The organism is Citrobacter sp. CK188, from assembly GCF_030333525.1.
Lineage (GTDB): Bacteria > Pseudomonadota > Gammaproteobacteria > Enterobacterales > Enterobacteriaceae > Citrobacter_B > Citrobacter_B koseri.
Map to the genome: position 1 here is coordinate 55,895 of NZ_JAOWFU010000035.1, position 14,169 is coordinate 70,063.

Annotated in this window: 12 protein-coding genes and 1 tRNA gene; 7 read left to right on the forward strand and 6 right to left on the reverse strand. The window is 54.5% G+C overall.

Annotated features, from left to right (window positions below; translation table 11 throughout):
• Both OGV67_RS16090 and OGV67_RS16095 read left to right on the forward strand, forming a co-directional pair.
• Window positions 1-523: DUF3289 family protein (locus tag OGV67_RS16090; RefSeq protein ID WP_286465749.1), on the forward strand; the 523-nt coding region annotated here is incomplete at its 5' end.
• Entirely contained in the window at window positions 520-1,047 is a 528-nt protein-coding gene (locus tag OGV67_RS16095; RefSeq protein WP_012134322.1) for a DUF943 family protein, read from the forward strand. The genes OGV67_RS16090 and OGV67_RS16095, both read left to right, overlap by 4 nt.
• 39 nt (window positions 1,048-1,086) lie before the next feature.
• Here the strand turns inward: OGV67_RS16095 and OGV67_RS16100 are convergent, their stop codons facing one another.
• The 3 genes from OGV67_RS16100 to pepA all read right to left on the reverse strand — a co-directional run bounded on the left by OGV67_RS16100 (window position 1,087) and on the right by pepA (window position 6,025).
• Window positions 1,087-3,942 (reverse strand): valine--tRNA ligase, encoded by a 2,856-nt coding sequence (locus tag OGV67_RS16100; protein ID WP_115615186.1) that lies wholly within the window; start codon window positions 3,940-3,942, stop codon window positions 1,087-1,089.
• Window positions 3,942-4,385, reverse strand: a complete 444-nt coding sequence (gene holC, locus OGV67_RS16105) for a DNA polymerase III subunit chi (protein ID WP_012134319.1) — start codon at window positions 4,383-4,385, stop codon at window positions 3,942-3,944. Before holC ends, OGV67_RS16100 begins: the two co-directional genes overlap by 1 nt.
• A gap of 128 nt (window positions 4,386-4,513) precedes the next feature.
• Window positions 4,514-6,025, reverse strand: a complete 1,512-nt coding sequence (gene pepA / locus OGV67_RS16110) for a leucyl aminopeptidase (protein ID WP_047459338.1) — start codon at window positions 6,023-6,025, stop codon at window positions 4,514-4,516.
• A gap of 153 nt (window positions 6,026-6,178) precedes the next feature.
• Between pepA and ytgA the strand changes: the two genes are divergently transcribed.
• The 3 genes from ytgA (at window position 6,179) to lptG (ending at window position 8,474) form a co-directional block, all read left to right on the forward strand.
• Window positions 6,179-6,229 (forward strand): protein YtgA, encoded by a 51-nt coding sequence (gene ytgA, locus OGV67_RS16115; RefSeq protein WP_211180521.1) that lies wholly within the window; start codon window positions 6,179-6,181, stop codon window positions 6,227-6,229.
• 62 nt (window positions 6,230-6,291) lie between these two features.
• Entirely contained in the window at window positions 6,292-7,392 is a 1,101-nt protein-coding gene (lptF, locus tag OGV67_RS16120; protein ID WP_012134315.1) for an LPS export ABC transporter permease LptF, read from the forward strand.
• On the forward strand, window positions 7,392-8,474 hold the full coding sequence (gene lptG / locus OGV67_RS16125) for an LPS export ABC transporter permease LptG (protein ID WP_012134314.1): 1,083 nt from the start codon (window positions 7,392-7,394) through the stop codon (window positions 8,472-8,474). The genes lptF and lptG overlap by 1 nt, the downstream gene beginning before the upstream one ends.
• Window positions 8,475-8,552: 78 nt before the next feature.
• Here the strand turns inward: lptG and OGV67_RS16130 are convergent, their stop codons facing one another.
• Together OGV67_RS16130 and ahr are read right to left on the reverse strand one after the other, a co-directional pair.
• Window positions 8,553-10,055, reverse strand: coding sequence for a helicase HerA-like C-terminal domain-containing protein (locus OGV67_RS16130; protein ID WP_115615185.1), 1,503 nt, complete (start codon window positions 10,053-10,055; stop codon window positions 8,553-8,555).
• 135 nt (window positions 10,056-10,190) lie between these two features.
• Window positions 10,191-11,210 (reverse strand): NADPH-dependent aldehyde reductase Ahr, encoded by a 1,020-nt coding sequence (gene ahr, locus OGV67_RS16135; protein ID WP_012134312.1) that lies wholly within the window; start codon window positions 11,208-11,210, stop codon window positions 10,191-10,193.
• Window positions 11,211-11,411: 201 nt separating this feature from the next.
• Here ahr and OGV67_RS16140 point away from each other — a divergent pair.
• Both OGV67_RS16140 and OGV67_RS16145 read left to right on the forward strand, forming a co-directional pair.
• Window positions 11,412-11,496 (forward strand) — tRNA-Leu (locus OGV67_RS16140).
• Between the two features lie 198 nt (window positions 11,497-11,694).
• Window positions 11,695-12,960 (forward strand): tyrosine-type recombinase/integrase, encoded by a 1,266-nt coding sequence (locus OGV67_RS16145; RefSeq protein ID WP_115615184.1) that lies wholly within the window; start codon window positions 11,695-11,697, stop codon window positions 12,958-12,960.
• 26 nt (window positions 12,961-12,986) lie between these two features.
• On the opposite strand, the gene OGV67_RS16150 is transcribed toward OGV67_RS16145, so the two are convergent.
• A protein-coding gene (locus OGV67_RS16150; RefSeq protein WP_115615183.1) for an IS3 family transposase occupies window positions 12,987-14,107 on the reverse strand; the annotation gives its coding sequence in 2 pieces (ribosomal slippage) (window positions 12,987-13,849 and window positions 13,849-14,107; 1,122 coding nt in all).
• Between the last annotated feature and the right edge of the window lie 62 nt (window positions 14,108-14,169).

Sequence of the window (14,169 nt, forward strand, 5' to 3'; positions counted from 1 at the left end):
TATTATTGGGGAACTGATTGATCATTTCCATTACGGTAACGGGCAGCCATGGTTTGGAGAACTTCTAAATCGCGCGTATGAGGAGGTCATAAGGGGCGTTGGAACGAATGATATGTTGATGAAAATTCGGGATGAGATCAATAAACAATTGCATAGTAAACGGGACGCACGCCTGGATGATTTCTTCTTTGTAAGACTTAAATCAGAAATGCAAGATTCTAAACTGCCAAAATTCAACCGTTATATCGACAGGGTAAATGGTTTGGGGGTAAGCGTACATGATATTTATGCACAACAAATCAAACTGGTGCGTTTTCAGCGCTATGCCATGTCATGGGAGGGATTACTTTCTTTTAAAGGGCAGGATCATTTTGGTCTGGGCAAAGAGGATATTACCAATACGTTATATAAAAACTTTCGCTTCTTCCGCATCTGGTTTTTTCTACAGCGTCATCGTGACTATGCGTACAGGCCGTTTCTGACAAATTTAAATGCTCATGCGCATATTAAGGGAAGCGTATGAAGCCGAAACGTAACGTCATTATCGGCAGCTTGGTGTTGCTGATATGCGGTTATCTCCTCTGGGCTCAACGACCTGTGACAATCCTTCGGGCTGGCGAGAGATTTGAGTATGATCCTACGCTTTTTCATGGGCTTTATGTTAGCAGTGAACGTGGTTTTATGGATTTTGAGGCTTATGATATTGCAGTTAACCACTTTGCATTAACCGAGTGGGGACGGATACACTGGTATCTGCAGCACAAAAATGAGCTGAAGGCAAAATACCATATACCAACAAGTGCCTCTTACTATATTGTTTTTTGGGATATTGGCGGCGGGTTTATCGATGGTGAGAAATCAGGCGATGGTGATCTGTTTTGTTTTCCGCCACAAAAAAACACAAAAGAAAATTGTATTGAAAAAAATGTGCTGCTAATCGTGGAATTCGACGCGGGATCTTACGAAAGATTTTCTTTCAGCAACATAGAGTATTACTGGATCACCATGCCGGACGGGAAGCTGGTACGAATAAAAAATGCCTTATAAAAGAAAACGCCGAAGAGGGTCTCCGGCGTTTCCATCAAGTTACAGCGCGGCGATAACTGCCTGCTGCTCAATCAGCTTCGCTTTCGCTTCCGCGTAGTTTTCCAGCTTCTCACGCTCTTTGGCGATCACCGCTTCCGGTGCGCGGGCGACAAAACCTTCGTTCGCCAGCTTGCCTTCAATGCGGCCAATTTCAGCTTCGACCTTCGCCACTTCTTTCGCCAGACGCGCCAGCTCGGCTTCTTTGTCAATCAGCCCCGCCATCGGGATCAGCAGCTCGGCGCCATCGATAATCTTAGTCACGGAAACCGGACCTTTGTCATCGGCTGGCAGCACGGTGATGCTTTCCAGACGCGCCAGGTTCAGCAGGAAGCTGCGGTTGTCGTTCACGCGGCGAATCGCCTCTTCGCTGCAACCACGCAGCAGCAGTTCCAGCGGTTTGCCCGGCGCGATGTTCATTTCCGCACGGATGTTACGTACGGCAACGATCGCCTGCTTCAGCCATTCGGTATCGGCCAGCGCGGCTTCATCCACCTGGGAGACATCGTACTGCGGGAACGGTTGCAGCATGATGGTGTCGGCGGTAATGCCGGAAATCACTTTCACACGCTGCCAGATAGTCTCGGTGATGAACGGGATGATCGGATGCGCCAGGCGCAGCAGACCTTCCAGCACGGTGACCAGCGTGTTGCGGGTGCCGCGCAGTTCTGCTTCAGAGCCGCCGTTCATGACCGGCTTGGTCAGCTCCAGATACCAGTCGCAGAACTGGTTCCAGGTGAACTCGTACAGAATGCCCGCTGCGATATCGAAGCGGAAGCTGTCCAGCGCTTCGCGGTACGCTTTGATGGTCTGGTTGAACTCCGCCAGGATCCAGCGGTCTGCCAGTGACAGGGTCATCTCGCCGCCGTTGAAGCCGCAATCCTGATCTTCGGTATTCATCAGCACAAAGCGACTGGCGTTCCACAGCTTGTTACAGAAGTTACGGTAGCCTTCCAGACGCTTCATATCCCAGTTGATGTCGCGGCCGGTAGAGGCCAGCGCCGCCAGGGTGAAACGCAGGGCGTCAGTACCGTGCGGCTCAATGCCGTCCGGGAATTGTTTTTCGGTACGTTTGGCGATCTTCTCAGCCAGCTGCGGCTGCATCATGTTACCGGTACGTTTTTCCAGCAGATCCGGCAGGGAAATGCCGTCAACCATATCCAGCGGGTCGATAACGTTACCCTTGGATTTGGACATCTTCTGGCCTTCGTCATCGCGAATCAGACCGGTCATATAGACGGTCTTGAACGGTACCTGCGGCTTGCCGTTTTCATCTTTGATGAAGTGCATGGTCATCATGATCATGCGGGCAATCCAGAAGAAGATGATGTCGAAACCGGAGACCATCACGCTGGTCGGGTGGAACTGACGCAGCGCGTCGGTGTTTTCCGGCCAGCCGAGAGTCGAGAAGGTCCACAGTGCGGAAGAGAACCAGGTGTCCAGTACGTCGTCGTCCTGACGCAGCGCAACGTCGGCGCTCAGGTTGTTTTCCTGACGCACTTCGTCTTCGCTACGGCCAACGTAGACGTTGCCTGCGTCGTCGTACCATGCCGGGATGCGGTGGCCCCACCACAGCTGACGGGAGATACACCAGTCCTGAATGTCACGCATCCAGGAGAAGTACATGTTTTCGTACTGTTTTGGCACGAACTGGATATCGCCGTTCTCTACCGCTTCTACCGCCGGTTTTGCCAGCACGTCAGCACGTACATACCACTGGTCGGTCAGCATTGGTTCGATAACCACGCCGCCACGGTCGCCGTAAGGAACGGTCAGGTCGTGCGGTTTAATCTCTTCCAGCAGTCCGAGGGCATCGATAGCGGCAACCACCGCTTTACGTGCGGCAAAGCGCTCCAGCTTCTGGAACTCAGCCGGGATTTCGTTGGAGTAAACGTCGGACTCTTCGCCTTTGGTGTCATACACTTCCGCGCTTTCACGGATATCGCCGTCAAAGGTCAGAATATTGATCATCGGAAGCTGATGACGACGGCCCACTTCATAGTCGTTAAAGTCGTGCGCCGGGGTGATCTTCACGCAGCCGGTGCCTTTTTCCATGTCGGCATGCTCGTCGCCCACGATCGGAATACGACGGTTCACTAGCGGCAGCACCACGAATTTGCCAATCAGATCTTTATAACGCGGATCTTCCGGGTTGACGGCTACGCCGGTATCGCCCAGCAGGGTTTCCGGGCGGGTGGTGGCGACCACCAGGTAATCTTTACCGTCTGCGGTTTTCGCACCGTCAGCCAGCGGATAGCGGATGTGCCACATAGAGCCTTTGGACTCGCGGTTTTCCACTTCCAGGTCAGAGATCGCGGTGCGCAGTTTCGGGTCCCAGTTGACCAGGCGCTTGCCACGGTAAATCAGATCTTCTTTGTACAGGCGGACAAACACTTCTTTCACGGCATTGGAAAGACCTTCGTCCATGGTGAAGCGTTCGCGCTCCCAGTCCACGGAGTTGCCCAGACGGCGCATCTGACGGGTAATGGTGCCGCCGGATTCCGCTTTCCACTGCCAGATTTTGTCGATGAAGGCATCGCGGCCATAGTCGTGGCGGGTTTTACCCTCTTCTGCGGCAATCTTGCGCTCAACCACCATCTGGGTAGCGATCCCGGCGTGGTCAGTACCGACCTGCCACAGGGTGTTTTTACCCTGCATGCGCTGATAGCGGATCAGGGTATCCATGATGGTTTGCTGGAAGGCGTGACCCATATGCAAACTGCCGGTGACGTTTGGCGGCGGGATCATGATGCAGAAGCTTTCCTGGCTTTCATCGCCATTCGGCTTAAAGTAGCCCTGCTGCTCCCAGTGCTCGTAAAGCGGCTGTTCGATATCTTGTGGGTTATATGTCTTTTCCATTATTTCCAGGTTGCCGTATTCAGGTTAAAACCAGCCACGCGGTAGGCTTTGTAGCGTTCGCGCGCCAGTTGTTTCAAAGTTTCTTCGTAAGGGACAAAGTCTATCACTTCTGTGAAAGCGGTGGCAAAATCTGCAAAGCCAGTACGCAGGCTGATCAGAATATCACGCGGGCTGCTGTTGCGTTTTTGCGGCCAGGCGATTTCCACCGGCGCGCCGCCGCGCGGACCTTCTCCCGCCAGATTATGCGGGACAAAACTCTCCGGCGGTCTTGCCCACAGCGCTTCATCCAGACGGATGGCCTGTTTTTCGTCTTCACAGGCAATCAGCACGCGTTTACCACTGCGCCAACGTTCTGCGGCAATGTCGCACACCAGTTGTTCAACGGCGCTCAGGCCATCAATGGTGGTGTCATTGTCCAGAATATAGAACGTTGCATTCTTCATATATGGGGCTTCTTGTGGTGAATTTAAATGCGAAGCCGGATGGCGCTACGCTTATCCGGCCTACGGTTAAATACTCCATGTAGGCCGGATAAGGCGCATATGCGTCGCCATCCGGCAATCATGCAAACTTACTCTTCGCCGTTAAAACCCGCGCGATTGAGCAGGAACTGCGACAGCAACGCCACCGGACGACCGGTTGCGCCTTTCGCTTTGCCGGAACGCCATGCGGTACCGGCGATGTCCAGGTGCGCCCAGTTGTACTTACGGGTAAAGCGCGACAGGAAGCAACCGGCGGTGATAGCACCACCAGGACGGCCGCCGATGTTCGCCATATCCGCAAAGTTAGACTCCAGCTGTTCCTGGAACTCATCGCCCAACGGCAAGCGCCATGCGCGGTCGCCTGCCTGTTCGGACGCGCTAATCAGCTCATGCGCCAGTGGATTGTGGTTCGACATCAGACCGGTGATGTGATGGCCCAGCGCAATCACGCAGGCGCCCGTCAGGGTCGCGACGTCAATCACCGCTTCCGGCTCAAAACGCTCAACGTAGGTTAACACGTCGCACAATACCAGGCGGCCTTCGGCATCGGTGTTCAGCACTTCTACCGTCTGGCCGGACATGGTGGTCAGCACGTCGCCCGGACGATACGCTCGCCCGCCAGGCATGTTTTCGCAGCCTGCCAGTACGCCGATGACGTTAATCGGCAATTGAAGTTCCGCGACCATGCGCATCACGCCGTAGACTGCCGCCGCGCCGCACATATCGTACTTCATCTCGTCCATGCCTTCGGCAGGCTTGATGGAGATGCCGCCGGAGTCAAAGGTCAGCCCTTTGCCGACCAGCACAACCGGACGCGCGTCTTCGGACGGGTTGCCTTTGTATTCGATAACCGACATCAGCGATTCGTTCTGCGAACCGTGACCGACCGCCAGATAAGAGTGCATACCCAGCTCTTTCATCTGCTGTTCGCCGATGACGCGGGTGATGACGTTCTTGCTGTAGCTGTCAGCCAACTGGCGCGCCTGAGAGGCCAGGTAGGCGGCATTACAGATATTCGGCGGCATATTGCCGAGATCTTTCGCCGCTTTAATCCCGGCGGCAATCGCCAGACCGTGTTGGATCGCACGCTCGCCGCTGGTCAGCTCGCGGCGGGTCGGCACGTTGAAGACCATTTTACGCAGCGGGCGACGCGGCTCGCTCTTGTTGGTCTTCAGTTGATCAAAGCTGTACAGCGTCTCTTTGGCCGTTTCGACAGCCTGACGTACTTTCCAGTAGTTGTTGCGGCCTTTGACGTGCAGTTCGGTCAGGAAGCAGACCGCTTCCATTGAGCCGGTGTCATTCAGCGTATTGATGGTTTTCTGAATGACCTGCTTGTACTGGCGCTCATCGAGCTCGCGCTCTTTACCACAACCAATGAGGAGGATTCGCTCGGAAAGAACGTTAGGAACATGGTGCAGCAACAGGGTCTGCCCCGGTTTTCCTTCCAGTTCACCACGACGCAGTAGGGCGCTGATGTACCCGTCGCTGATTTTATCGAGCTGTTCTGCAATCGGAGAAAGGCGGCGTGGTTCAAAGACGCCCACGACGATGCAGGCACTCCGCTGTTTCTCCGGGCTACCGCTTTTTACACTGAACTCCATGCACTACGCTCCTGAATCTTAAAGACAACGGCGGCGGCTACAGTTAGAATTGCAAGCTTTCGTAACTCATGTCCGCAGTTGCGGTGACTTCGTGTTAATCTTAACGTTATTACGGCATTGGCACGTCAGAACGCGTTCTGAGTGGCGAATCCGCTGAGTATAATAATTTTAGCGACGATTTCGACGACTCAAGAGAATAAATGACGTTTAAGCCATGAAACAAGCTAAATTCCTGCAAAAGACGAGTTTTTACGGGCGTATTTAAAGTGATAATCATAAGATATCTGGTGCGGGAGACGCTCAAAAGCCAACTGGCGATTCTTTTCATCCTGCTTTTGATCTTCTTTTGTCAAAAGCTAGTGAGGATCCTCGGGGCGGCGGTTGACGGTGATATTCCGGCAAATCTGGTGCTCTCGCTACTGGGGCTGGGCGTGCCGGAAATGGCGCAGCTCATCCTGCCATTAAGCCTGTTCCTCGGGCTGTTGATGACGTTGGGCAAACTGTATACCGAAAGTGAAATAACGGTCATGCATGCCTGTGGTCTGAGCCGGGCTGTGCTGGTGAAGGCCGCGATGGTGCTGGCGCTGTTTACCGGCGTTGTCGCCGCTGTCAACGTCATGTGGGCGGGGCCCTGGTCATCCAGACACCAGGATGAGGTACTGGCGGAAGCAAAAGCCAATCCCGGCATGGCCGCGCTGGCGCAAGGGCAGTTCCAGCAGGCGACCAATGGCAGCGCCGTGCTGTTTATTGAAAGCGTTGACGGCAGCGATTTTAAAGATGTGTTCCTTGCGCAAATCCGCCCGAAAGGCAACGCCCGTCCTTCTGTGGTGGTGGCCGATTCTGGACATCTGACGCAATTGCGCGACGGCTCCCAGGTTGTGACGTTGAACAAAGGGACGCGCTTTGAAGGCACTGCCCTGCTGCGTGACTTCCGCATCACCGATTTCCAGAACTATCAGGCGATTATTGGTCATCAGGCCGTTGCGCTGGACCCGAACGATACCGATCAGATGGATATGCGCACGCTGTGGCAGACCGATACCAATCGCGCCCGTGCGGAACTGCACTGGCGTATTACGCTGGTATTCACCGTATTTATGATGGCGCTGATGGTTGTACCGCTGAGCGTGGTTAACCCGCGACAGGGGCGCGTGCTGTCGATGCTGCCAGCTATGCTGCTGTATCTGCTGTTCTTCCTCCTGCAAACCTCCCTGAAATCAAACGGCGGTAAGGGCAAACTGGACCCGGTTATCTGGATGTGGGCGGTCAACCTGATCTATCTGGCGTTGGCGGTTGGTCTGAACCTTTGGGATACGGTGCCGGTACGCCGCCTGCGCGCCCGTCTTCTGCGTAAAGGAGCGGTATAATGCAGCCGTTTGGTGTACTTGACCGCTATATCGGTAAAACCATTTTCACCACCATCATGATGACGTTGTTCATGCTGGTGTCGCTCTCCGGCATCATCAAGTTTGTCGACCAGCTCAAAAAAGCCGGGCAGGGGAGCTACGATGCGCTGGGCGCGGGGATGTATACCCTGCTCAGCGTGCCGAAAGATGTGCAGATTTTCTTCCCGATGGCGGCGCTGCTTGGCGCGCTGCTGGGGCTGGGGATGCTGGCGCAGCGCAGTGAACTGGTGGTGATGCAGGCTTCGGGTTTCACCCGGATGCAGGTGGCGCTGTCGGTGATGAAAACCGCTATTCCACTGGTGCTGTTGACAATGGCCATCGGTGAATGGGTCGCTCCGCAGGGCGAGCAGATGGCGCGTAACTACCGTGCGCAGGCAATGTACGGCGGTTCGTTGCTCTCTACTCAACAAGGCCTGTGGGCGAAAGATGGCAACAATTTCGTCTATATCGAGCGGGTGAAGGGCGACGAAGAGCTGGCGGGCATTAGCATCTACGCCTTTAACGATCAGCGTCGCTTACAGTCAGTGCGTTATGCCGCGTCTGCGAAGTTCGACGCAGACAACAAGGTCTGGCGTCTGTCGCAGGTGGACGAGTCTGACCTGAAAGACCCGAAACAGATCACCGGTTCGCAGACCGTGAGCGGCACCTGGAAAACCAACCTCACGCCGGACAAACTGGGCGTGGTGGCGCTGGACCCGGATGCGCTCTCCATCAGCGGCTTGCATAACTATGTGAAGTATCTGAAGTCGAGCGGCCAGGACGCCGGACGTTATCAGCTCAATATGTGGAGTAAAATCTTCCAGCCGCTTTCCGTGGCGGTAATGATGTTGATGGCGCTGTCGTTCATTTTTGGCCCGCTGCGTAGCGTGCCGATGGGTGTGCGTGTGGTGACCGGGATCAGCTTTGGTTTCGTCTTCTACGTTCTGGACCAAATTTTCGGCCCGCTGACGCTGGTTTATGGCATTCCGCCGATTATCGGCGCGCTGCTGCCAAGCGCCTCGTTCTTCCTGATTAGCCTCTGGCTGATGATGCGTAAGTCGTAAAATCGATCTCTCTCATTGTTGGCCAGATACGGCGCAGCGCCATCAGGCGCTGCGCTTAGCAAACAAGGATTCCTTCTGTTAGCGTTTTCTACCGCCCATCAGGCTACCTAACATCCCCCGGATAATTTGGTTCGTTACCTGACGCGCTGCGCTTTTGGCGACGCTCTGCACCACACCATCCCGTTTGCCGCCGCGTGGCCCGGTGCTGCCAAACAATATCTCTTTCAGCCCGCCAAGAATTCCGTCATCAACGGCGACTTCTTTGCCTTTTGCTGGCGGATTGTTTTGCTGCTCGGTGGTGGCCTGAACGCCTTTTTGCAACATTTCATACGCCGATTCGCGATCGACTTCGTCTTCATATTTGCCGTACAGCGAGGAGTGATTGATAAGCCCGTTACGCTCATCGTCCGTCACCGGCCCCATGCGTGAGCACGGCGCGATGACCATCGCTCGTTCAACCACTGATGGGCTGCCTTTGGCATCCAGGAAGGAGATCAGCGCCTCGCCGGTGCCCAGTTCCTGAATCGCTTTCTCGGTATCAAACGCCGGATTCGCCCGCATGGTTTGCGCGGCGGCTTTCACCGCTTTCTGATCTTTGGGGGTGAAAGCGCGCAGGGCGTGCTGTACGCGGTTGCCTAACTGACCGAGCACGTTGTCCGGGATATCGGAAGGGTTCTGTGAGACGAACCAGACGCCCACGCCTTTGGAGCGAATCAGGCGGATAACCTGTTCGATTTTATCCAGCAGCACCTGCGGAGCGTCGTTGAACAGCAGGTGAGCTTCGTCGAAGAAGAACACCAGCTTCGGTTTTTCCAGATCGCCCGCTTCTGGCAGTTGCTCATACAGTTCGGAGAGCATCCACAGCAGGCTGGCGGCATACAGTTTGGGCATCTGGTAGAGTTTTTCGGCGCTGAGGATGTTGATAATGCCTTTGCCGTTGGCATCGGTACGCATCCAGTCTTTGATGTCCAGCATCGGTTCGCCGAAGAAGTGCGCCGCGCCTTGCTGTTCCAGCGACAGCAACCCGCGCTGGATCGCCCCGACCGATGCGCTGCTGATATTGCCATACTGGTTCTGGAAGGATTTGGCATTATCACCGATATACTGCGTGATCGCCCGCAGGTCTTTAAAGTCCAGCAGCAACAGCCCCTGGTCATCGGCGATGCGGAAGATAATATCCAGCACGCCGGACTGCACCTCGTTCAGGTTCAGCAGGCGAGCCAGCAATAGCGGCCCAAGATCGGAGACGGTCGCCCGTAGTGGATGACCTTTTTCGCCAAAAATATCCCACAGTACCACCGGATTAGCGTGCGGTTGCCAGTCGGTGATGCCGATATTTTTCAGCCGTGCGAGCAGTTTTTCAGAAGGTTCGCCTTCCTGCGCGACGCCGGTTAAGTCACCTTTCACATCCGCCATAAATACCGGAACGCCGATGTCTGATAGGGACTCAGCCAGTTTTTGCAGGGTAACCGTTTTGCCGGTTCCGGTTGCGCCGGTAATCAGCCCGTGACGGTTGGTCATGCCCGGCAACAGGAACAGTTCGCTTTCCAGCGTGCGGGCAATTAACAGGGGTGCACTCATGAGATTTTCTCCATTTATCCTGCCTGGAGTATAGGCAACTGCGGCGTACTCTTCACCGCTAAATTGCGGAGATTGCGAGAAGAATTCCAAAAGGGGGAGCAAAACCGGGCAGCGAATGCCGCCCGGTGAAGGCAATCAAAAGTCGGCTTGCAGTACCACACGGTAGCGAGCTTTACCGTCACGAACGTGCTGGATGGCCTCGTTGATTTGCGACATCGGGAACAGCTCGGTCGTCGGCGAGACCTTGCTGCGCCCGGCAAATTTCATCAACTTGCGCAGTTCATACGGCGTACCGGTTGCCGAACCGGAGATGCTGCGATCGCCTGCAATCAGGGTAAACGCCGGAACCGGTAGCGGCTTCAGCACCGCGCCAACGGTGTGGAAGTTGCCGCCATAGGCCAGCGCTTCGAAGTAAGGCTGCCAGTCGAGATCGACATTGACGGTGTTGATGATGAGATCAAATTGACCTGCCAGCGCTTTCAACGCCTCTGGATCGCGGCTATTGACCACTTTATCGGCGCCCATCGCCAGCACTTCCTGTTCTTTGGCCGGACTGGAGCTGAATGCGGTAACCTCGCAGCCCATCGCGTGCAGCAGCTTAATGGCGATATGGCCGAGGCCGCCGATACCGATCACCCCAACGCGACTGGTGGCGGTAACGTGGTGCATCAGCAGCGGTTTGAAGACGGTGATGCCGCCGCACAGCAGAGGGCCTGCGGATTCAATATCGATGCTTTCTGGAAGCGGGATCACCCATTGCCAGTCTGCTCGCAGCTTCTCGGCAAAGCCGCCGCGATTGAGGATGGTCGGCACCGATCCTTCCAGACAGTTAATCTGATTGCCGCTGATACAGGCATCGCAGTGCCCACAGCTGCGCGCCGTCCAGCCAATCCCGACGCGTTGACCTACCTTCAGACCTTTATCCTGCGCGGCGCTGCCGAGTGCCACGACGCGGCCAATCACCTCATGCCCGGCAACCAGCGGATACTGAGAAAAGCCCCATTCGTTGTCGATCATCGACAGATCGGAGTGGCAGATACCGCAGTAATCTACCTGTACCTCAACATCTTCCGGCTTGAGTTCACCCGCATCATATTCATAGAGTTCAAGTTCGCTGCCCGCCTCTTTTGCGGCATAGCTTTTTATAATAGACATCGTGTTTCCCTCAGTGTGGTGTTGAACTGGAAGTGTAGAGCATGGGAAACGGAGTCGCTTCGCAGAAGGAGGGGTTAAGGAGGTGCCAGCCGTGGGGTTGTGCTGATTTTTTCAACACTTAGCGAGCCGGGCATATGCTACCGCTTGCATGGTGGCGTGTGACAGGTATAATCCACAACGTTTTCCGCATACCTCTTCAGTGCCGAAGTGGCGAAATCGGTAGACGCAGTTGATTCAAAATCAACCGTAGAAATACGTGCCGGTTCGAGTCCGGCCTTCGGCACCATCGGAACATCAATAGACGTCAACGGACGTCTTTTTTTGTGCCTGAAATCCAGTATCCGCAAGGCTATCCTCGCTTTTTCACTCAACCTAAGTCAACCTGATTCAATCTACATCAACTTACTGATGCGGGTACAACTGCGGGTATATCCCGGTTCGATAATGTTTGTACCCACACAGAACCCTTGAAAGGATACTCATCATGGCTCTGAGTGATGTGAAGGTTCGTTCGGCTAAGCCTGAAGCAAAAGCCTATAAACTGACTGACGGTGAAGGCATGATTTTGCTGGTTCACCCTAACGGTTCTAAATACTGGCGGTTCCGCTTTCGCTTCAGTGGCAAGCAACATCTGATGGCTTTTGGTGTTTACCCTGAAACATCGTTAGCTGATGCGAGGCAGAAAAGGGAAGAGGCTAGGAGGCTTGTTGCTGCTGGAATTGATCCTCGCGAGCATAAACGTGCTGTGAAAGAAGAACAGACGAAAGAAGCTATTACCTTTGAGTCGGTTGCCAGAGCTTGGCATGCAACTAACAAGAAATGGTCAGAGGATCACAGTCGGAGGGTATTGAAGAGCCTGGAAGACAACCTATTCCCCGCGATTGGCAAGCGTAGTATTGAAGAGCTAAAGACTCGCGACCTGCTTGCACCCATTAAAGTTGTAGAAGCAACTGGCCGCCTTGAAATTGCTTCTCGTCTCCAGCAACGAACAACCGGCATCATGCGGTATGCCGTCCAAAGTGGCTTAATTGATTACAACCCAGCCCAAGAGATGGCTGGCGCAGTTGCTTCCAGTAACCGTGCCCATCGCCCAGCACTTGAGCTGAAACGCCTACCTGAACTGCTCCGCCGAATTGACGGTTACACGGGACGCCCTTTGACCCGCTTGGCTGTTGAGCTCACCTTGTTAATCTTCATTCGTTCCAGTGAATTGCGCTTTGCCCGCTGGTCTGAGATCGATTTCGATACGGCAATGTGGACGATACCGGCTGAACGTGAAGCTATCGAAGGAGTGAAGCACTCTCAACGTGGTTCTAAAATGCGCACACCTCATCTGGTGCCATTGTCTCACCAGTCTCTAGCAATCCTCAAACAAGTTCACAAGCTTAGTGGCGAGCGCGATTTTGTTTTCATTGGCGATCATAACCCTCGTAAACCGATGAGCGAAAATACGGTGAACAAGGCGCTGCGCGTGATGGGATACGACACGAGGGTTGAGGTTTGCGGGCATGGATTCAGGACGATGGCATGTAGCTCGTTGATTGAGTCAGGGTTGTGGTCGAAGGATGCGGTTGAAAGGCAGATGAGCCATATGGAACGCAATTCGGTGCGGGCGGCGTATATCCATAAAGCGGAACATCTGGATGAGCGCAAGTTGATGTTGCAGTGGTGGGCTGATTTTCTGGATGCGAACCGGGAGAAAGGGATTACGCCGTTTGACTATGCGAAGATCAACCGGGGTCAATGGTGACCTGCCCCCAGTATTAGATACAACCTTCAGTTAGTAATGTCGGTTGATTTTTCTTCATGCTTCCCGTTTCGCCAGCCTGCTGCAAATTCAGATGGCGTCTGGTAATTCAGCGATGAATGAGGTCGACACTCGTTATAATCCTGCCGCCAGTCATTAATGATTTTCCGGGCATGAAGAACATCGCTGAACCAGTGCTCATTCAGGCATTCATCCCGAAAGCGACCGTTGAAACTCTCAATAAATCCGTTCTGAGTTGGCTTGCCCGGCTGGATTAAGCGCAACTCAACACTATGTTCAAAGGCCCATTGATCCAGCGCGCGGCAGGTAAATTCCGGGCCCTGATCGGTTCTTATCGTCTCAGGATATCCACGAAACAGCGCAATGCTGTCCAGAATACGCGCGACCTGAATACCTGAAATCCCGAAAGCGGCGGTGATCGTCAGACACTCCTTCGTGAAATCATCCACACAGGTCAGGCACTTAATCCGGCGGCCGCTGGCAAGTGCATCCATGACAAAATCCATCGACCATGTCAGGTTCGGCGCATCCGGGCGAAGAAGCGGAAGCCGTTCAGTCGCCAGACCCTTACGGCGGCGCCTGCGTTTTACACCCAGACCGTTAAGGTGATAGATGCGGTAAACGCGCTTGTGGTTGACGTGAAGGCCCTCCCGGCGCAATAACTGCCAGATGCGCCGGTAACCAAACCGGCGGCGTTCAAGTGCCAGCTCTGTGATGCGTAGAGACAGTTGTGCGTCAGCAGCCGGACGCTGAGCCGAATAACGGCAGGTTGAAAGTGACAGACCAGCCAGCCTGCAGGCACGGCGTTGCGACAGACCCGTTGTCTCACACATGACTTCCACGGCTTCCCGCTTCTGGTCTGTCGTCAAAACTTTCGGCCCAGGGCCACCTGAAGCGCCTCCTTATCCAGCATGGCTTCAGCGAGTAGCTTCTTGAGACGAGCGTTCTCCTCTTCAAGTGACTTGAGCCGCTTCACTTCGGGGACTTCCATGCCACCGAACTTCTTACGGCAGGTGTAGAAGGTGGCGTCTGAAATGGCATGCTTGCGGCAGAGTTCCCGGGCCGAAACCCCGGCTTCTGCCTCGCGGAGAATACTGATGATCTGTTCGTCGGAAAATCGCTTCTTCATGGGGATGTCCTCATGTGGCTTATGAAGACATTACTAACATCGCGGTGTATTAATCAACGGGG